Source organism: Paenibacillus sp. FSL E2-0178, from assembly GCF_038593005.1.
GTDB classification, from domain to species: Bacteria; Bacillota; Bacilli; order Paenibacillales; family Paenibacillaceae; genus Paenibacillus_AQ; species Paenibacillus_AQ phytohabitans.
Map to the genome: position 1 here is coordinate 718,218 of NZ_CP151953.1, position 19,920 is coordinate 738,137.

14 protein-coding genes are annotated in these 19,920 nt (G+C 51.7%); 2 read left to right on the forward strand and 12 right to left on the reverse strand.

Annotation, left to right across the window (positions count from 1 at the left end; genetic code table 11):
- Nucleotides 1-93: 93 nt before the first annotated feature.
- The 8 genes from MHI42_RS02975 to MHI42_RS03010 all read right to left on the reverse strand — a co-directional run bounded on the left by MHI42_RS02975 (nt 94) and on the right by MHI42_RS03010 (nt 12,732).
- Entirely contained in the window at nt 94-927 is an 834-nt protein-coding gene (locus MHI42_RS02975) for an aldo/keto reductase (RefSeq protein ID WP_179093643.1), read from the reverse strand.
- A 35-nt stretch (nt 928-962) separates the two neighbouring features.
- Nucleotides 963-5,456 carry a hypothetical protein gene (locus MHI42_RS02980; RefSeq protein ID WP_342422714.1) on the reverse strand — a complete coding sequence of 1,498 codons (4,494 nt, stop codon included), beginning with the start codon at nt 5,454-5,456 and terminating at the stop codon, nt 963-965.
- Nucleotides 5,443-6,201, reverse strand: coding sequence for a DUF6063 family protein (locus tag MHI42_RS02985; RefSeq protein WP_342422715.1), 759 nt, complete (start codon nt 6,199-6,201; stop codon nt 5,443-5,445). Before MHI42_RS02985 ends, MHI42_RS02980 begins: the two co-directional genes overlap by 14 nt.
- 11 nt (nt 6,202-6,212) lie before the next feature.
- Nucleotides 6,213-7,718, reverse strand: coding sequence for a hypothetical protein (locus MHI42_RS02990; protein WP_342422716.1), 1,506 nt, complete (start codon nt 7,716-7,718; stop codon nt 6,213-6,215).
- Nucleotides 7,715-8,797 (reverse strand): hypothetical protein, encoded by a 1,083-nt coding sequence (locus MHI42_RS02995; RefSeq protein WP_342422717.1) that lies wholly within the window; start codon nt 8,795-8,797, stop codon nt 7,715-7,717. The genes MHI42_RS02990 and MHI42_RS02995 overlap by 4 nt, the downstream gene beginning before the upstream one ends.
- Nucleotides 8,798-9,042: 245 nt before the next feature.
- Entirely contained in the window at nt 9,043-9,639 is a 597-nt protein-coding gene (locus MHI42_RS03000; RefSeq protein WP_342422718.1) for a GNAT family N-acetyltransferase, read from the reverse strand.
- 59 nt (nt 9,640-9,698) lie between these two features.
- Nucleotides 9,699-11,612, reverse strand: coding sequence for a threonine--tRNA ligase (thrS, locus tag MHI42_RS03005; protein ID WP_342422719.1), 1,914 nt, complete (start codon nt 11,610-11,612; stop codon nt 9,699-9,701).
- A 454-nt stretch (nt 11,613-12,066) separates the two neighbouring features.
- Nucleotides 12,067-12,732, reverse strand: a complete 666-nt coding sequence (locus MHI42_RS03010; protein WP_342422720.1) for an HAD family hydrolase — start codon at nt 12,730-12,732, stop codon at nt 12,067-12,069.
- 121 nt (nt 12,733-12,853) lie between these two features.
- Here MHI42_RS03010 and MHI42_RS03015 point away from each other — a divergent pair, with 121 nt between their 5' ends.
- Nucleotides 12,854-13,339 carry a DUF6803 family protein gene (locus MHI42_RS03015; RefSeq protein ID WP_342422721.1) on the forward strand — a complete coding sequence of 162 codons (486 nt, stop codon included), beginning with the start codon at nt 12,854-12,856 and terminating at the stop codon, nt 13,337-13,339.
- Nucleotides 13,340-13,568: 229 nt separating this feature from the next.
- Nucleotides 13,569-14,246 carry a DUF1796 family putative cysteine peptidase gene (locus tag MHI42_RS03020; protein WP_171719422.1) on the forward strand — a complete coding sequence of 226 codons (678 nt, stop codon included), beginning with the start codon at nt 13,569-13,571 and terminating at the stop codon, nt 14,244-14,246.
- Here MHI42_RS03020 and MHI42_RS03025 read toward each other — a convergent pair whose 3' ends face one another.
- From MHI42_RS03025 to MHI42_RS03040, 4 genes are all read right to left on the reverse strand, one after another.
- Nucleotides 14,247-15,632, reverse strand: coding sequence for a HAMP domain-containing sensor histidine kinase (locus MHI42_RS03025; RefSeq protein ID WP_342422722.1), 1,386 nt, complete (start codon nt 15,630-15,632; stop codon nt 14,247-14,249).
- On the reverse strand, nt 15,622-16,380 hold the full coding sequence (locus MHI42_RS03030; RefSeq protein WP_342422723.1) for a response regulator transcription factor: 759 nt from the start codon (nt 16,378-16,380) through the stop codon (nt 15,622-15,624). Before MHI42_RS03030 ends, MHI42_RS03025 begins: the two co-directional genes overlap by 11 nt.
- A 191-nt stretch (nt 16,381-16,571) precedes the next feature.
- Complete coding sequence (gene ltrA, locus MHI42_RS03035) at nt 16,572-17,738, reverse strand: group II intron reverse transcriptase/maturase (RefSeq protein ID WP_342422724.1); 1,167 nt, start codon at nt 17,736-17,738, stop codon at nt 16,572-16,574.
- 933 nt (nt 17,739-18,671) lie between these two features.
- Nucleotides 18,672-19,862 (reverse strand): cell wall-binding repeat-containing protein, encoded by a 1,191-nt coding sequence (locus MHI42_RS03040; RefSeq protein WP_342422725.1) that lies wholly within the window; start codon nt 19,860-19,862, stop codon nt 18,672-18,674.
- Nucleotides 19,863-19,920 lie beyond the last annotated feature (58 nt).

A 19,920-nucleotide genomic window follows, 5' to 3' on the forward strand; every position in this document is an offset into this window, starting at 1 on the left:
ACTATATCGGTTAAGCACACAATGGGATATAGTTCCATTCCCCTTATACTTATGTCCGAATCTAGTAAATATTCAAAAGAGACTGCCCGGAGGTTACTCGTTATTAAATCTGTCCGGATGCGATCCAAAACGCTGGTTGTTGTTCAGCGCATTAATGCGGCTGATTTCATCCTCTGACAGCTCGAAATCAAAGATATCGGCATTCGCGATAATCCGCTCTTCCTTGACCGACTTTGGAATCGTCACAATGCCGTTCTGCAGATCCCAGCGCAGGATGACCTGAGGCAGCGTTTTGTTATGGCGTGCCGCAATGTCAGCAATCACCTCATTGTCCAGCAGATGGCCTTGGGCCAGCGGAGCCCACGCTTCAATCTGGATACCTTGCGCCCGGCAAAACTCACGAAGCTCAAGCTGGCTAAGCAGCGGATGCAGTTCCACCTGGTTAACCATCGGCTTCACGTTAGCTTCAGTTAAAAGATCTTCCAAATGATCAATCTGGAAGTTCGAGACACCGATCGCCCGGACTTTGCCATCCGCATACAGCTTCTCAAGCGCCCGCCAGGTGTCTTTATATTTGGCTCGGATCGGCCAATGCACCAGATACAGATCTACATAGTCCAATCCCAGTTTGCTGAGACTCAGGTCAAATGCCGCCAGCGTAGAATCATACCCCTGATCGTTATTCCATACCTTGGTGGTGATGAACAGCTCTTCGCGGGCAACCCCGGATTCACGGATCGCCTGGCCGACTCCCTCTTCATTACCATACACAGTTGCTGTATCAATGCTTCTGTATCCGGCCTTAATTGCTGCTTTGACAGAATCCACAACCTCTTGACCTTCCTGGACCTTGAACACTCCCAGACCAAACCAAGGCATTTCTACACCGTTAGCTAACTTCGTTGCCGATTTTAGATTCATCATTATCAGAATACCACCCATCTATATAATTTGGATTGTTGCTAGAACAATGAGGCAGGGATCAGCTTGCGGCCGCCCTTAATCAGGGTTGAATCCAGTGCATCTCCTTTATCCCCGCCAAAATACAGTTGCCAGTACACGCCGAAGCGGATGCTGACATCATTCTTCACCAGCTCCGGCGGCGTAACGATCAGCCACTGGAACTTCAGCGCCTTGGAAATCTCGAATACCGGATCAAGCACGTTATTGGAGACCATTTCACCGAACGGATTATCGTACAGGAAGACCGTCCAGCCTTTATTCTCACGGTTGACGCGCTTGTGGGTCATAATCATCATCGCCACCAGCAGCTGAACCGACTGGCGTTGACCGCCGCTGCCGACGGCCTCATCCAGCGCCCCGCGGTTAATGACCTCCCAATCCGAGTAATGGTACTCTTCCGGTGCTGCGTAGAGGAAATAATTCTCGGTGACCGGTTTATATACCTGAAGCACCGGGAAGCGGTTCTGCAGTGCGGCATACACCATCCGCCCGTCATTAATCAGCTCTCTGACTGCGGAAGCCGGAACCTGCTCGATCTTCGGGAACTTCTCCAGCAGACTGCTGATGCAGCGGTTGAAATACTCACTGACCAGCGGTTCGATGTCATCTGTCGTTCTCGGAACAGTAATATTCTTGTAATTCAGCCGGACCAGCGGGAAAGCATGCCCGTTCTCATTATGAATGATCATCCGGCGTTCCATCCGCTTGAGAATGTCGGTAATCTGCACGACCCGCTTCGCGGCACGTCCTACCCACAGCTTGCGCGACAGCTCCATATCTTCCTTGTCACTGCGGATACTCTCAATCTGATCACGTGAGCTCTGGAGCATGGAGTCCAGTACCTGCAGTGCAATCGAGAAATCATCCCAGTGAACTGTGTTCAGGCGATCCTGAATTTTGGTCTCCAGCTCAACGTTCCAGCCGGACTTGGCCAATCTGCCGCTGAGTGTTGTCTTCTCTTCTTTGACTTTGCGGGAGATCTCCGCACGCTGGCTGCGGCTCTCCTTGCTGCGCAGCAGCCAGTCTGCAACCAGCTGCTCACAGTTCTCCCGCACATCCAGCTGCACGTCTTCGGGCACATCCCGCAGCGGCATGCGGCTCTCCACATGGGTATCCATGACCTTGCTCTGATTGGAGAGGGTCTGCAGCCAAATATCCATAGAGGCAAGCGCCTGCTTGCAGGTACTCAGCAGATGCTCATTCTCGCGGAACCGCGCACTGAGCTCTTCTTCCTTCTGGCCCAGCGGCTCATGCCAGAGCTCTACAGCACGCTCGTGCTTCTCCTTGATGGCCTTCTCGGATTTGCCCAGCTCCTTCTGCAGGTTATCCAGCTCCGCCATACAGCGGATGTAGGAATCACGGATATGCTGATAATCCTCATCCAGAATCGCCGTGTCACTCTTCTGCCGTGTTCTGGCCGACTGAATAACCTCCGGTGATTCATCCGGTTCGGGTGCAGACTGCCATCCGTCATCAACCTGCTGTACTGCTGCTTCCAGTTCAACCAGCTGTTGACCTGCCGCTTTGATCTGGGCAGCCCGTGTGCGGATTTCCAGCTCATTCTGGCTGAGGGACTGCTGCAGACTTTCCACGGTACTCAGCAGCTGCAGCAGCTTATCCTGTAATCCTTCATCCGGCACAGCAGTTTCCTGCTCTATATCACTATCCGTGGTAGAAGCATGTTCACTTGGGAAGTGAATTTCCGGGAACCAGTTCTGCAGCCGCGGGAACAAGGAATATTTAGCTTCTCCCAGCCATTTCTCACGCTGCAAGGCGAGGCTGTCCATATCTGCCTTCAAATGTGCCAGCTGCTGTTCCTTAACGGCAATCTCTTTGCTTAAGCCTGTCTTCAATTCAACTGACTTTTGTTTGTCCTTGTAATCCTGCTCCTGCTTCCGGCTACGATCCGCCCACTCACGCAGCGCCGCTTCCCTGGCCTCATGTTCCATTTTCTCGGCCTCACTGACAGCCAGGTCTCTGGAAATTCCGGATAGAGTCTCTTCATTCAGCGACATTTCAGCGTTCAACTCATTCAGACTCTTGCCAAGCTCCTGCTGCCGGGTCTCTAATACCTTCTGTCTGGCCCGCAGACTTACGGTGTGTTCACCCTGGAGCAGACGGTCATACTCCTGTCTGGCTGATTTCAGCTTCGCCAGATACCCTTCCGCATCCTGCAGCTCTTCTTCCCGTTCTTTGAGCCGGGAGGCGATCCCTTGCTTCCAGTCCAGGAAACGCTCCGGCTGCAGCACCATCTGCGGCCCCTGATGGGAGAGCAGCAGGAATGAATCTCCTGTGGCATCCGCCATTTCCTCACGCACGAAGACCGGGACAGGCGATTTGAGCAGAAGCTCCTGGAGCAGCTCAGGCTGAAGCTTAGCCGATTCACGCTTCGTTACAATCAGCCCGTAAGGGAGCAGCGGGTGACGTTCCAGCTCCTCTTCACGGACCAGGTAAGACTGGTCGTTCAGATATGCACTGCCGATCATGGAGCTGATCTTCAGCGCATCCAGGGCATCCTTCACCGTCAGGATATCATTATTAGGCAGCCAATAGGCTTCCTGCTGCAGCTCTACATCCAGCAATTGATTATAGTATTCCCGTCTAAGCCGCTTCGTCTGCTGCTCGGCATCATCCAGTCTGCGGATGAACCGTTCCTGGATAAGTGATTTGGCCTCGAACAATGCTGTCGTCCCGAGCTGCTGATGTTCTTCATACATTTCCAGCAGGACTACAAGCTGTGACCAGAGCTGTGATTCCTTGCCCATCTGGGCTTCAATCCGGTCCGTAAGCTCCTCCGCCTGGCTTGCAGCCCCCAGCAGCTTCTCAGTCAGCCGGGTATGTCTGGTATGCAGAGCAAGCTTCTCTTCTTCTGCGGACTGGCGCTGCTCGTTCAGGGCAATGATATTCTCGGCAATGCTTCTGGCTGCAATCAGCGTGCGCTGAAGGGCGGCTGCCGGGGAATGGGCAGCCTCCTGCCCGTGGCGGGAAGCAAACACCCCCAGATCTTCGGTATACTGGCGGATGAGCGCCGTCAATTCATGAATCTTGCCCTCAAGTCCGCCGAGTTCAAGCAGGAATGCCTCCCGTCCTTTGCGCAGAACGGTCTCTTCTGCACCCAGTGCCTGCTGGCGGCCGCTGAAGAACAGTATTCGCGTTTGCCACAGCCGGTAGACCTCATCCCACTGCCGGCGAAGCTCCTGCTTGGCCGCTTGAATGACCTCTTGGCGCTCCTTCATCGCAAGGGAGCCTTCGATGGCTTCAATTTCCTTCTGCCACTGCTCCATCTGGCGGATCTGCAGTCTGCGTCTGGCTAGATAATGGGCAACCTCAAGATCCTTTTCCTTGATTTTCGATTCCTCCAGGCGCTGCTTAGCCCGCGCCTGATTATCCGAGACCGCTTTGAAATCATCCTGCTTGCGGTCACGCTCTTCCTTGAGCTTCAGATATTTCAGATTATCCGTCTCAAATTTCAGCTGCTTCGCTTCCTGATAATGCCCGGCCAGCTCATCCGCAGTTTTGCGGCGCTTGTCTTCGGCATTCTTCAGCTCATCATAGATCACCGTGTACAGCTGCCGCCCGAACAATTCGGTCTCCTGAAAGCTGCGGTCAGCCTCAGTCCCCTGCTTGACGGCCTCATAGAGCGGGGCGGCAAGTGAAGTGAATTCGGCAAAAGCCCGCTCTCTCTGCTCCAGCATCGGCAGCCGCTGTGCAACCGTAGCGGAATCTATGAACATCCGCTGAAGCGAGCCTTCATCCTCGCGCATGCTGCCGTTCAGACTGGACCCGATTTCCGGAATGATTAGCTTCTCGAACAGATTATGGTTGGTGAAAGCATCATTCTTCTGGAAATAACCTTTAATTCCGCCCTCTTCACCGTTGATTCTCCGCATATTCCGCCATTCATCAATATGGATATCCCGGTCCGCCAGAAAAGCATAATATTTCTTCAGATCCGAGCTGTGGCTGCCATACGCAACGATCTCATTACGCCGTTCACGGACAAACTGCTGAATCGCTTCAAAGCTGGCTGGAGTGTTCAGCTTGTGATCATAGAGCGGCAGGGTAGACAATGTAAGCTCCGCATTCTCATCATAATTGAGCAGCGCATAGAGCAGATAATCTACTTTGATCTCCAGCTGATCCATCGAGTTCTGGGCAGTCATTGCGATTCCGGTCGTTATGTACTCCGTCCGTTCCGGCTCGTCCAGCCGCCATTCGATGGCAACGTGGAACGTATAGGGCTTCAGCTGTTTTTTGTGATTATGGAAGAAGGCTTCTACCTGGTTCTCGTTATCTTTACCCCAGGCCGCCTTGGGCATCAGCAGCTGGAATATCGACTGCAGCAGCACTCCTTTTCCCCCGCCGTTCATCAGCGTAATCAGCGTGTTGGACGGGCCTTCCTCATTGCACAGGTCGAGGATCATATCCTCATATTTCTTCAGCATCTTCTCATATTTAAGTCCGGCGATGCGGATTCGCTCAATGCGCGGCATGGGCTTCCTCCTCCTTCTCGCTTAGTGTCCGGCCAATCAGGGCCTTCAGCTCCTTATAGCGGTCCACATCATGATAGAGATAACGCATCCGCTCATACAGCTCTTCCCGGGGGAAAATCCGCTTCTCATTCTCGGAGATGAATACCAGATGCTCTTCCTCCAGCAGCTTCATCCCCTCATGGATCAGGCCGATCCTTGAGCCGGCGCCGCGGGTCAGCGAATCGCCTTCCTCCTGGCTTTTGGTCTGCATATACAGGCTGCTCCATACTTTGTGCATCGCCTGAATATCCAGCCGCCACTGCTTGCTGAAGCTGCCGTCTTCGTCCATATCCATCCATGTCTGGAACAGGGCGGATACCTGATCCGAGAGCTGTATGTAGGACATGCTGTCCTGACCCGGCTTGAAATGCTGTTCATCCTGATCCATCTCAGCCAGGAACACCAGAATGATTACGTTGATGATATGCAGATGCGTCTTGCGTTCGATGCGCGAATATTTATTGCGCAGCTGTGTGAAGTTACTGGCAAAGCCGGAGCCCATTGGACTCACGAGCAGGTGCAGACGATGCCCGGAGTTCATAATCCGGCAGCCGGCTTCCTTGGCTACATATTGTAAGGCATCATAAGCAATGGTATCCTGCAGGCATTCAGCAGCAGCGGGATCATCAAGTGATATCACCTTGCGGCGAAGCAGGTCGAAGAACAGCCGTGAAGCCTGTTGTACTTGCTCTAACGAATAACTCATGCAGAATCATCTCACTTCTCTACTATAGTAATGGTATAAGGACTGATCTCCAGGCCGGGCCAGCGGATGCTGTCCTGCTGCCCGTTAGCAATCCTGGTCTGCAGCACTTTACCCCGCAAGGTCTCAAGCTCCGGGTGGTCCGCGATCAGCCGCCCAATCAGCTTCTGACATTCGTCAGCCCCGCCGTGACCTTCTGATTCCTGCTCCAGCACCCTAATTTCGGTATGGGAAAATTGAACCCACAGGTCCACTGCATTGGGTGTATCCGCCCAGCGCCGCTGTTCATCCTCCGTGAAAGCCTCTGCCGAGAATGTAAAGCTTCCCTGTTCTGCCAGTCCGGCGAAGACCGGCAGCCAAAGCTCAGATACCTCGGTCCACGGTATGCTTTTGGGGACATAGTGGAGTTCCTCCTCCTCCCCGGCTTCATCCGGGTCGTCCGGTAATTCATCCGGCAGGAAGCCGACATCCTGCTCTTCCCAGGCCCAGGCCAGCGGATAAATGAAGTCTTGGCTGGGAGAGAAGAGTCCACTGATCAGGGTTTCCATGCTGTCTCCATCCGGCAACCCTTCCGGCTTCACCCATTCCTCCCAGACATGGGTACGGAAGTTGAAGCCGGCGGCACCCCAGAACAGCTCGGGGAAGTTGAGCCTGAGATTGGTTTCCGCTTCAAAAATGCTAAGTACCACTTCGGCAAGCTCATCATGCACCCGACGGGAGAGCTCGACCCGCTCGGAGAGCAGCCGCAGCTCATTGAAGTCGATGACATCCTTCTCATCATTGGCCAGCCGGGCCAGCGAGCGGTGAATATTATCGAAATGCTTCCGTTCCTCGTCAAACTGCTGATGAATCTCCTCCAGCCGCTGGTGCCGCTGGGCGCCATATTCGCTGAAGATATGCTTCGGATTGCGACGCAGCGCATTGCGGTATTCCTGCTGCTGCTGCGTCATCTTCCGCACCCGGGAGATCAGTTCATTCACATCCTGCATCGCCCGGGTTACCCGTCCATGCTTGATATGCATCTGAATCTCGAGCAGCTTAATGCTGATCTGAAATTCGTCAATGATCTCATGGCTCATGAAGATCAGCTCCATCGCATATTCAGAGAGCCGGTAGATTGTGGTCCCGTTCTCTTCCCAGCTGGTCCGGGTGGCATCTTCATCCACTGTGAAATATTTGTATTTCTGCACCGCCATCTGACGGGACTGATCATCATAATAGTTCGCCTCGAAATCCCCTCCGCCTCCGCTCCACAGCAGCCCGTCCACCAGCCGTTCTACCGATTCCGGACTGCCAAGCTTCGCGATGCCGAAGCGTTCAAGTGAGTTCCATGTCAATTCGACCAGGTCCTCCCTGGATCTCTGCTCATTCGATTCCAGCTCCAGATAATAGACCTGCAGCAGCACGCTTAGAGCAATCATTTCCTTATAAGGCTGAAGCTCGCCGAGATTCATGCCTGCCCCCAGACTCCATAGGGGATTCAGCCGTTTATTCCGTTCTCCAAAATCATTCCAGTTCATGCTCCAGCCAACCTCGCCATCACTTCATAATTTAGGACTTCCTGGGGAATCCTCTTGTTCTCTTTCAGCAGTGTATTCATGCACAGCAGCAGTTCGGGAACAGTGGATACTTCTTCACGCACAATCTTCAAATGATGCGGAGGGCAGTCGTTTTGTTCTTTTTCATAATCGTACGATTGATGGGCCTTGCTGAGCATATAACTATACACCGGGAGTGCCAGCTTAATATTCAGCTCCGGATAGCTTCGCTTCAAATTTCCATAGATGTCCCAGCCCGTCTTATCCATATCACCAACGTAGAAGAGCTCAGCTTCAAGCGGATGATCCACCCGTTCCTTCAAAAAATACAAACTGCTGATGATCTTCCAGCCTTCCCCGTAGATCAGCATATCCGGTTGCAATCCGCATACCATTAGTCCGTTCACCATCAATCTTTTGGCGGAATTGTAGAATGAATGGTTCTCCGTGATCAGTACCTTCCGTGTAGGTCTATTCGGTGTCTTATAATGTTCGAAATCTTCATATACAATATCAGCTTTAAGCATTTCCAGGTTCATGCCGAGCCTGGTTAGAAATTGCTTACCTTCGGGCTTCGACAGAAACTTCTCCTGATCAAAAAGCTCCAGCGAACGCTCCTCGCGAGTTATTGACTCTCTATGCTCTGCTGTACGCAAAAAATGATATATGCGCTCTATGTATTCCCACACGACTGCGGACTGCGCTTCAGGATGATTCCTGTAATAATCCAAATTCAGCTCTTTGGCACCGATGACACGCATCATAGCAGCTTCACTCCAGCCTGCCAGAGAATAAACTGGTGCAGCCAACCAGTAGACTTCATCCAGTTTTGTATGCATGTATTGCTTGGGTTTAGACATGGCTGTTAAATATCCTTCATCAACCAACTGTATAATCCCGGATTGAAACGCCGAGAATCCTCCTGCACTATCCTCGTAGTCACCCCGGTATTCGAAGGATTTCTGTATTGCTTCCACAAGGTCTCCAAGATTAATAATACTTCTGGTTTTGCGCGAATTCCTAAACTTACTCTCAATAACTTCCTTGATTCGCTCTTTCATGCCTTCACCCTCACAACATAGCATAAACCCAAATCCTCCCCGAGGGGTGAAGTATGGGCCAGAACATACAGAGATATAGACGTTGAGTAAATGATTAGGACCCATAAAAAATGGGAATGTATGTTTCTATCCTCATGTCTTTCTATTATATCAATGTTTCTCAGATCTGGCTATTTGCAAAAAATAATAGAGGAGCCCGCGATGGGACCCCTCTAAGTTTCGCTTGGGCACCCGGATGGATGCAGCTACTTATATTTCACATTCAACAGATAATCAAGATTAGCCTTCACCGCAGGCCACTCGTCATCAATGATACTGTACAGCGCATTATCCATAACCATGCCGTCAGAGGTGAGGCGCTGCTTGCGCAGCACGCCTTCCCGGACAGCGCCAATCCGTTCAACCGCCCGCTGCGACCGGAGGTTGGTACTGACAATAGAGAAGTTAACGCGGATTAATCCGAGTGCCTCGAAGCAGTATTGCAGAAGCAGCGACTTCGACTCTGTGTTCACAGCTGTTCTCCAGTAATCCGGCGAAATCCAGGTGCAGCCGATCTCTGCATTGCGGTGCGTCCGGTCCAGATGCATGATCCGTGTAGTGCCGGCAATCCGGCCGGAAGCCTGCTCAATGATGACAAAAGGGATATCCGTGCCTTTGGCCTTGTTCACCAATGCCGCATCTATCAATTGTCCTACCTGCTCTTCTGTACTGATCCTTCTCCAGGTATATTCCCAGATCAGCGGATCGTTCAGCACCTTAACCAGCTCCGGCTTATGCTCTTCCATCAGGGGCACAAGCCTGATCACGCCGCCCTCCAGTTGCTCAGCATTCTTTGAAATCATGCATCAGTCCTCCAGACCTTTGACTACCTATTTTTTGGCTACCTATTTAATGAAGCAATTTATTTCCGCTCTGCGATTTGGCCGGTCAGCAGCTGAATGAATTCCTGCACGCTAAGCGAGATTTGTGTACTCTCCGCACGGCTCCGAACGGAAACAGTACCGTTGTTCTGTTCCTGATCTCCGAGTACGAGCATATAAGGTACCTTCTCCAGTTGGGCTTCACGGATTTTGTAGCCCAGCTTCTCATCCCGCAAATCAAGCTCCACTCTAAGTCCGGCGGCTTGCAGCTGGCCTTTAATCTGAAAGGCATAATCAGCATGAACCCCGGATACAGGCAGCAGCTTGACTTGCACGGGAGACAGCCACAGCGGAAATGCTCCGCTGAAGTGCTCTGTAAGAATGCCCATAAACCGGTCAATGGAGCCAAATACAGCACGGTGAATGACTACCGGACGGTGCTTTCCGTTATCTTCACCAATATAAGTCAGATCGAACTTCTCCGGCATTTGGAAATCCAGCTGGATTGTACCGCATTGCCAGCTTCTTTTCAAGGCATCAAGGACATGGAAATCGATCTTAGGCCCGTAAAAAGCGCCATCCCCCTCGTTCACCCGATACAGGGTCCCGTTGTTCTTCAGCACGCGTTCGAGCGACAGCTCCGCCCGATCCCAGAGCTCTTCAGCCCCCATATAATCATCCGGACGTGTGGACAGCTCCACCTTGTACTCGAAACCGAATACTTTGTACATCTGATCAATGAGCTCCAGCACCCGGCTAATTTCATCCTCGATCTGTTCCGGCAGGACAAACAGGTGGGCATCATCCTGGCAAAAAGTGCGGACACGCATCATTCCATTCAGCGCTCCTGAGAATTCATGGCGGTGGACCTGGCCATATTCAGCAATCCGGATCGGCAGCTCCCGGTAGGAACGAAGACTGTTCTTGTAGATCAGCATATGTCCGGGGCAGTTCATCGGTTTGAGCGCAAAATCTGTATCATCCACTTTTGTGAAATACATCTCGTCTTTATAATGATCCCAGTGCCCGGATTGCTCCCATAGCCTTCTGTTCATCATCAGGGGTGAACGGACCTCATCGTAATCACTATACCTCTGCAATTCACGCGAGAAGTTCTCCAGCTCTGTACGGATGATCATGCCCTTCGGCAGATAGAACGGCATGCCCGGCGCTTCTTCGGAGAACATGAACAACCCAAGTTCCTTGCCCAGCTTGCGGTGGTCGCGCTTCTTCGCTTCTTCCAGCATGTGGAGATGCTCCTCCAGCTGGGATTTCTTGAAGAATGAAGTTCCGTAGATCCGCTGGAGCACCTGATTATCTGAATCCCCGCGCCAGTAGGCTCCCGCTACGCTAAGCAGCTTGAAGGCCTTGATCCGCCCAGTAGACGGCAAATGCGGCCCCCGGCACAGATCAGTGAATTCTCCTTGCTCATACAAGCTGATCACTGCATCCTCCGGCAGGTCACGGAGCAGTTCAAGCTTAAGGGGCTCCTTCAGCTGCCGGAACCGTTCCATCGCTTCACTTCTGCTGACAACCCGGCGCAGAATCGGCAGATTTTCTCCGATTATCTTCTCCATTTCCCGCTCAATCGCACCCAAATCCTCTACGGACAACGGCCGTGCTATATCAATATCGTAATAGAATCCATCCTCTATGACCGGACCGATACCCAATTTAACATTCTGATCCCCGTAGATCCGTTTGACAGCCTGGGCCATCAGATGAGCAGTACTATGTCTGTGGATCATTAGACCCTCACTGCTGTCCGCCATTATAATTTCAACGAGGCTATCCTGTTCAACCGGGTGATCAAGGTCAACGAGCCTGCCGTCGATTTTACCGGCTACCGCATTCTTCTTCAGACTTGCACTGATTGACTCCGCAACCTGCGCAACTGTGGTGTTACGCGAATACCTCCTAATTGTTCCATCCGGCAGTTTCACTTGAATCTCCATGATTGTGGCCTCCATTTCTTCAGGTTTCTGTTAGTGTGATTTGAACGCAAAAAAACGCATCTCATCCCGGAAAGGGACGAGTGCGTCTAAGCTCGTGGTTCCACCCTAATTCGACTATGTATCTACGGACCCCCGGCTGTTCGGCGGAAACGTGATAAGCACAATCCTCATGGCATCCGTTAACGGGGATGGGTCGGTGACATTTACAGCCTCACTAACAGCAGGAGGGTTCAGTGTCACGGCTGCAAAGGGGTAACATCCGGCTGGTCTCTGTAAGAAGCTCTCACCTTGCACTTCTCTCTCTGGTCAGTCCTGGGAGGATATCCTGTCTCTGGTCATTGCCTTAGATATGGTGTTGCTGGTTACATAATACTGAATGCCTTCGCTAAAAGTCAATACTGCGGTGAAAAAATAGTTGTATGCCGCTGTCCCCCCGGCAATCTATCCGTTAATATCATTCACTGGAAATCCGCGAAATAATCATACCTGCTTCTTCAACCGTAGCAGCAATATAATCCGCTCCGGCAGCCGATAACTCTTCCTCCGAACCGTAGCCGAATAACACGCCAATGGAGGGCACACCGCAGGCCTTCGCCCCGATAATATCATGCTCCCGGTCCCCGATCATCAGCGCCTGTGTGGCAGGAATATCATTCTGGTCCAGCACATACTGGATCACCTCGCGCTTCTTCGAGCGCGTCCCGTCCAGATTGCTGCCAGCGGTGAACTTGAAGAAGTGATCCAGCTTGTAATGGCGGAGAATTTCCTCAGCAAAGACCGTGGGTTTGGATGTCGCCACATACAGGCTGAATCCCTGATTCCGCAGGTTCTCCAGTAACTCCGGAACCCCTGGAATCACACTGTTCTCGAACATGCCGAGCGTCCGGTAACGCTCCCGGTAGAAGTCCACACCTTGCAGGGCAGCTTCATGTGTCAGACCCTGGATGTGAACAAAAGAATCATAGAGCGGCGGCCCGATATACGGGATCAGCAGGTCGGAATGCTCCACCTCAATATCTAATTTATTTAGCGCATATTCCACGCACTTGGTGATGCCTTCTTTGGGGTCGGTTAATGTGCCGTCCAGATCAAATAAGATATGATGCAACGCGTCCTTCACTTCAAGTTCGTGCTCCCTTCCTGTTTAACTTTGTCCATCATACCTTCCTTTCTTCATACTTTCCACACACTTATCTACTAACATCACTATGTAAGCTATATTTGAACCTGGAGGATGTAACATGAACATGACGCATTATATGTCCCTGCTCGCGGACAATCAGCCATGGAATTTGATTCTTTTTATGGCGATTCCCGTGATTTTTGCTGAGACGATTACGGTTACGGAGTTTATTATTCTGTTCACCAAGAAGCTGAACGGGCCGCTCCGAGCGTTCAACCGGGTATGCAGTATTCTTGCCGGACTTTATTTCACCGGAGTTTTCCTGTACTTGTTCCCTACCGCCTTCATCCCGCTCACCGCAAATGGTGAATGGCACACCTGGGTGGATGTGGTTGCGGTAAGCTTTTATCTGAGCGGAGTCATCTTCCTGCTGCCTCTGGCCCTGCTGGATCTCGGTCTCATCGCCCGCAAACGCAGTGAAGAGAGCAAGCTTAAGCTGCATTTCATGCTAATCAGCGGCTTCCTCGTTGTTGCCCACATCGCCATGATCTTCGGGATGGTGAATCCGGAAATTATGGGCGGAATGGCTGGAATGAACCACTAAGAGTTGAGTCATTAAGCTTATAAAAGATTGACAGGTGTCCAGGGAGGCTAAAGAAATGGCTGCCCGGGCACCTTTTTGTTCATTACGCACAAACCCGGCAGAAAGAGATCGCCTCTCAGCTATCCGAAGCATGTGCGCTGCTGAATTTTGTCTCATCCGTCCAATCATTCCCGGAGCATCGCGTATATGATTTACTAACGATGGAGACTGGATAGAGATGGGTGAATTCATGAAATTACAAGACGTCAAAAAGGACTATGGACTGATCGTCAGCTTAGGTTCATCTTGTGCGCCAGCAATTAACCTGAAGAGATACGGCCTTCGGAAATTCTCAATGCCTCTAGATTGGATGATTTCGTATTCACTGACCGACATTAACCGGCTTCTAAAGAATGAGTTCAGGAACTTTATGGATTTCAAAAATCTGCATCCGCTGGATGAGACCCATTTTTTACTGGATGATGGAGATCCCGTGTATTTGGATCATTCCAGGAACAATCTGTCACCATCTTATTTCATACGAGACTCTTTGTATAACATCATCTCCGCCCACGATTTCCCGATTATTACAGGTCAGGGCTGGAGCGCTTCCTATCCCGCTTACAGGCTGAAGCTGGAATACCGGATCGGCCGGTTCTGGAACAGTCTGCTCAGCAGCGACGATAGTTTATTTGTCAGATGGTTTGCAAGCGCTGAACAGGTGCTGGAGCTGCATATGATATTATCAAAACTTTTAAACAACAAGAAATTCACAATCCTCATCCTTAATCCTATACCCGGCCTTAGTGCAACAAGAGAAGCGGAATGGGGCATCGGCAATGTCTGCGTTCTGGAAGTGCCCGGTGATATGAATGATTATGCGAATTGGGATTACATCCTGCAAGGTATAAGTCTAAAACATTCTTAGTTATCTCTTAAAAGCAACCTCACAGCGTGTTCCTGCGCCCACCTTACTTGTAAACACAATCGTACCACCGAGCAGCTCGACCAGCTTATTCACAATGGAAAGCCCGAGGCCGGAGCCTCCGTATTGCCGCGAGCGGGATTTCTCTACCCGGTAAAAACGGTCAAAAATAAAGGGAAGCTCCGCCTCCGGAATACCGATTCCCGTATCCTCTACAACAAATATTGCCGAGTCCGGAGTGAATCTTAGATTCACCCTGATCTGTCCCTTTTCGGTATAGCGGACAGCATTCTCCAGCAGATTCATCACGATTTGCTCCATCCGTTTGCCATCGCCTAATACTCTTACCTCCTGCCCGTCATCGTACGAAGCTGTCAGCAGCAGACCTTTCTCCTTCGCCGGTAATTCCACCCTGCGGACCGCCTGATCCACGATCTGTCTGAGATTGACCTGTTCCAGGTTCAGCGGAATTCTGCCCTCTTCCATCTTCGCCAGCTCGAACAAGTCATCGACCAGGTGCTGCAGCCGGTGCGCTTCCTGATCGATGATGTCGAGATACAGCCCCTTCTCTTCCTCCGTCTCATATAACCCGCTCTTCACTACCTTGGCATACCCCTGCAGATAAGTAATCGGTGTCCGCAGCTCATGCGAGATGTTGGCCAGAAATTCCTGGCGGGTATCCCTGTAACGCTGCAGGTCAACGGCCAGATCGTTAATGGCTCCTGCGAGGAAACCAATCTCATCCTTGCCGCGGATGGTAAGGCGTGTCTCCAGTTCACCGGCGGCGATCTTGCGGGTGGCTCTCTGCATCTGCAGAAGCGGACGGGACAGGACCACGGCAATGATCCAGGTGATGCCGAGCGCCAAAAGGAACGCGCCAATCCCCGCGAGCAGCAGAATATTGCGCACCGAAGCCAGCGATTCTTCCATACTCGTGGTAGAGGACATTACATACAACGCCGAACTGACCCCATCCTCACCTGTGATAGGTTGTCCTGTGACGAAATACCGGTGCCCCGCTGGATCTTTGTACAGGAAGCTGACTGTTTTGCCGGTAAAAATGTCTGTAAGATCCCCGGTCCGGATGAACGCCCGGTCCGCAGAATCGTGAACGCCTGAATGCAGATTCGTACGGCCATCAGGAAGAATGTTAAATATACTGACATTGGAGAATTCAGCAAACGTCGTCATCATCTGGCTGGTCGTGGACTCCTTGGACTGGGCCATGACCGTGAAATGGGAGGCCAGCTCCTCCGTTTCCGTCTGCATTTCGTTGTAATAGAAGCGGGTGAACATCCTGTCGATCACCATGCCCAGCGACAGCAGCACGATCAGGAATACGGACATAATGACCAGCCCAAGCTTGGAGCCGATGATATTATGTTTCATCCGGACTACCCGTCACCTGGAATTTATATCCGAGGCCCCATACCGTTTGCACCGGATTATACGCCAGGCCCGCTCTCTGCATCTTTTCGCGGATATTCTTGATGTGGGTGTCGATGACCCGGGTTTCACCGCCGTAATCGTTGCCCCACAGCCGTTCGACCAGCTCATCGCGGGTGAATACCCGTTGTCCGCTGCGCGCCAGCAAGACCAGGAGATCGAACTCTTTTAATGTAAAATCAACGTTCTGGCCCTGTACACGCACCTCGCGTGCCTCCGGGTAAATCCGCAAATCGGGATACTCCAGTACTACTTCCCGGGGCGCCAGTGACTGCGTCAGTGCAGAACGGCGGAGCAGCGAATGTATCCGGGCCAGCAGCTCCTCCGGCTCAAACGGCTTGGTCAGATAATCATCTGCGCCGATGCCAAGACCCTGCACCTTATCCTTAATCTCCGAACGCGCGGTGAGCATCAGGATGGGGATATGACTCTGCTCCCGGATCACACGGCAGACCTGCCAGCCATCCATGTCAGGCATCATCACATCGAGCAGAATCAGATCAAACGCGTGCTGCCCCGCCATGCGGATGGCTTCCTGCCCCGTGGCCGCTTCCCTGGTGGTGAAGCCCTCGTTCAGCAGATATATACGCAGCAAATTCCGCATATTCCATTCGTCGTCTACTATAAGTATTTGAGATTTGGACAAGCCGTTCACCCTTTTCGTGGACTGGTTAGTAGTTCGTGCATTCATTATACCCAAGTGGAAACGGTTATGCCTTCTTACTTGTTATATAAAGTAGGGTAAGACGAGGGATTACTCCCTCGGGCTCCCCGTCAAACCGTGCATGCGGATTTCCCGCACACGGCTTTCCTCCGTCAGTTCCCCATCTTCAGGAGTGAGTTTCCTTCATCCGTCGCCGGATTGCCTATTTCACTCCTGAATTAGGAACGTGTGGTGAGTAAACTTGTTAGAAATACCATTCCCGCTGATTCCAATGCCTTGTTTGGTATCAGCCGGTTTGACACCGTAGATTTCTTGTGACGCATAAAGGCTCGCACCCTCATTCGCATCCATTGATCCAGACGTTCAAACTTCCTCTTCACATTTCCTATACCGAAATAATTTCCAAAGCCTCGGACAATTTCATTTAATTTCTTGAGCATTCCGTCCAGGTTGTTTCCTTGTTGCCTGCGGGTCGCGTTTCGCACTTTGTCTTTATATTTCTTCACTTTCGCGTCCGGCAAGGTCACATATTCCCTCTTAAAGTCAAAACCCAGAAAACGAAATCCTTCCTCGAAATCCACCACTTTTGTTTTCTCCGGGTGCATCCGTAGATGCAGTTCTTCTTCCAGCATCTTCTTTGCCACCAGATATGCTGCCTTTGCCTGCTCCCTGGTCTTGCACAGGATCACAGCATCGTCCGCATACCTCACTACGGCAAATCCCTGCTCCTTCATTCCCCAGTCAAACGTATTCAGATAGATGTTCGCCAAGAGCGGCGAGATCACTCCGCCCTGAGGAGACCCGATTTTCGTTTCATGGAACTGATCATCTTCCATGATTCCCGCCGTCAGCCATCCGCGAATGAGCGTCAGCACTTTGCCGTCCGAGATTCTTTCTTGTACCTTCTTCATGAGACCCTCGTGGGGGATTTCATCGAAGAAAGATACAATATCCAGGTCTACTACATGTTCATATCCGCTACGTTTAGCCCGCCGGATCGTGTGTATGGCTTGATGCGCCGAGTATCCTGCCCGAAAACCAAAGCTATAATAGTAAAAATCCTCTTCGAAGATGGGCTCAATGATTTGACGGACGGCTTGCTGACAGATCCGATCCCGGACCGTGGGAATGCCTAACGGTCTTAATTTCCCATTTTCCTTCTCGATAAAACGTCTGCGCACCGGATCGGGTACGTAACGACCCTGCTGCAATAACCTTTGGAGTTCCCTTAGGTTCATGCTCACATTCTTTTCGTACATTAGGGTGCTGACTCCATCCACACCGCCACTTCCTTGATTCTTCTTTACCCATAGCCAGGCTTCGTGCAGATTGTTCATTTGGTATACCTTATCGATTAAGGAGTAGTAACGTCTTTTCGGTTTCATTGGTGTTTCACCACCTTTACCGTTACTCACCAAGCTGGTCTTGTTTTCGCTACAGAGTATCGATTCCTTGCTTGTTCCATCCCGGCAACTACGTGTTAGAAAAAAAAAACTTCAATCGCTCCTGCTGCCTTTGGATGTACTCAGGTCGCCAGTTTGCCTCATCCTCAAGCGCTCTTTCGCTCTCGGCGGGACGTACCCTCTCGGTCAAACCCTCGCTGGTTTAAGACGCTTACGATCTCCACTCACGAACACTCACAGTCTTTGACGAAGCACGTTCCCTTCGCCTCTGTCTCTCCTCTTTTGGAGTGAGAGCAGGGTATGCGACACCACCTTTTTTTTTTTTTTTTTGCTGGCACTTGCCCCCTAAAAAAAAAAAAAATCGGGCACATACTCGTCCAGGTCTTCTCCTCCAGTCTGTTACCAGCTTTCATTGGCCTGGACTTCCTCACTACTACGGAACGATCCGCCATCTCGCAATCCTTCGATTTGGCTTTCCCTTTCGGTTATACCGCCCCTACCTTGTCCGCGTTTGCGTCAAGGAGACTACGAGACTTCCCTCAGTTATCTGCACCTTCTGTTCCATCCATCCTGACCCTAATCACGTCGATGAGTCCTACAGGTCATCTCCCTTTGTTTGTTTTCCTGTAGGCTATACGATTTCGTATAGGCTTCCCCGTTCTTTGGGCGGGTCGCCCAGCATCGCCGCCACCTCTGGTTCACTGCATTCCGGGCTGGACTTTGCCTGCAGGCCCTTCAGATTCTTCCTCACGGAAGACACCCTGCCCATCCGTCTACCTTCGGTTGACGGATGTCTGCTTTGGCTACGGCACTTTAAAGGGTAAAGTTACCGGGTGGATTTGAACCACCTAGATGATGCGACTGTGAGGCGCACCAAAGAGGCCGGCAGCGGGTCCCGCTGCCGGCTTGCTCTGTCTAATGCCCCGAGTGCGGATTATCACCGGAGGCGGAGGAAATCTCCAGCATGTCATCGATCTCACTCTGCGCTGCGGTGCTAATCGTTGCCGTATCACCGGTCAGCCATGCGTGATTATACGGCCCTTCAGCCGGTGAATCCTTGAATTTGGGCTGCAGCTCCATCGTATAATTCATCAGAGAATCCGGCAATCCTTCCTGCTTCATGAAGACCAGCGGCGCGTGTTTGCCCAAGTGGGAGAAGGGGGCAGCGGCAATCGCCAGCATCGTAGAATCCGTAGTCAACAAGGACAGGTTATGTCCGGGAGTAGTGATTCCCCAGCCGAAGCCGTTCGCCGTATCCTTGAATTTGGCAAAGGCAATGGCATTCTCATAAGGATCCTCTCCCGCTATGCGCGTAACCGTTCCGTATTGCTTGAGCTGCTCCTCCACACCTGCTGAAATGACAGATTGGGGACCGAGAATATAGATTGCTGCACTGCCGCCGCGTTCCTTGAGCGCTTCTGCTGTTGCAGCCGGGATTTCGCTTTTCCCCACAAATAGTAAAGGCTCCGGCATATGAGCGATCCAGTTGACAGCCGGGAGGGTATATTCAGGACTATCCATCGAGCCGATAATGACACTCTGCGGCAGCTCGCCTGACACCTTTGCATAGTAAGCATCAATAGCGCCTGCTACAGCGGCTGGATCATCCCCTTCAATCTTGTCCAGCTTCAGATTAAGCGAGCTGAGCTGAGTCTCGACAGCTTCGGACGAAGGCCCGACAATTACTACCTGAATACCGTCATTGCTCTCTGCGCCAAGCGGCTTCAGCCGCTTCAGCTCAGCCAGAGTCTCATCCGGCACACCGTCTTTGGTGAAAAAGAGCACCGGACCGTTGCTGGGATGGTGGATCAGATCCGTGCTTACCGCGGCAATCTGCCAGTTATCCACACTTGTCAGGACTACAGACGATGGCCGGTTGCTCTTCGTTTCAGCCGTCCATAAGGTCCGGGAGACCAGCACAGCCGCCTGAACAGGGTCAGAGGTGTTGATCCGTGTTGTATTCTTGGTAGCGATCCAAGGTGTAGTTACCGCTGTTTGTGCAGTGATAGCACTTGATTCTTCCTTGTTATCCGCGCCCGGGCTGCAACCCGCCAATGTAGCTCCAAGCAGCAGGATAAAGGTCGCCGTCAGTAGTCTACTCTTCATTATTGTCCCTCCACTTCAGTTGCTCTCGCGAATAACTAGAAGTGTACAGGACAAATGT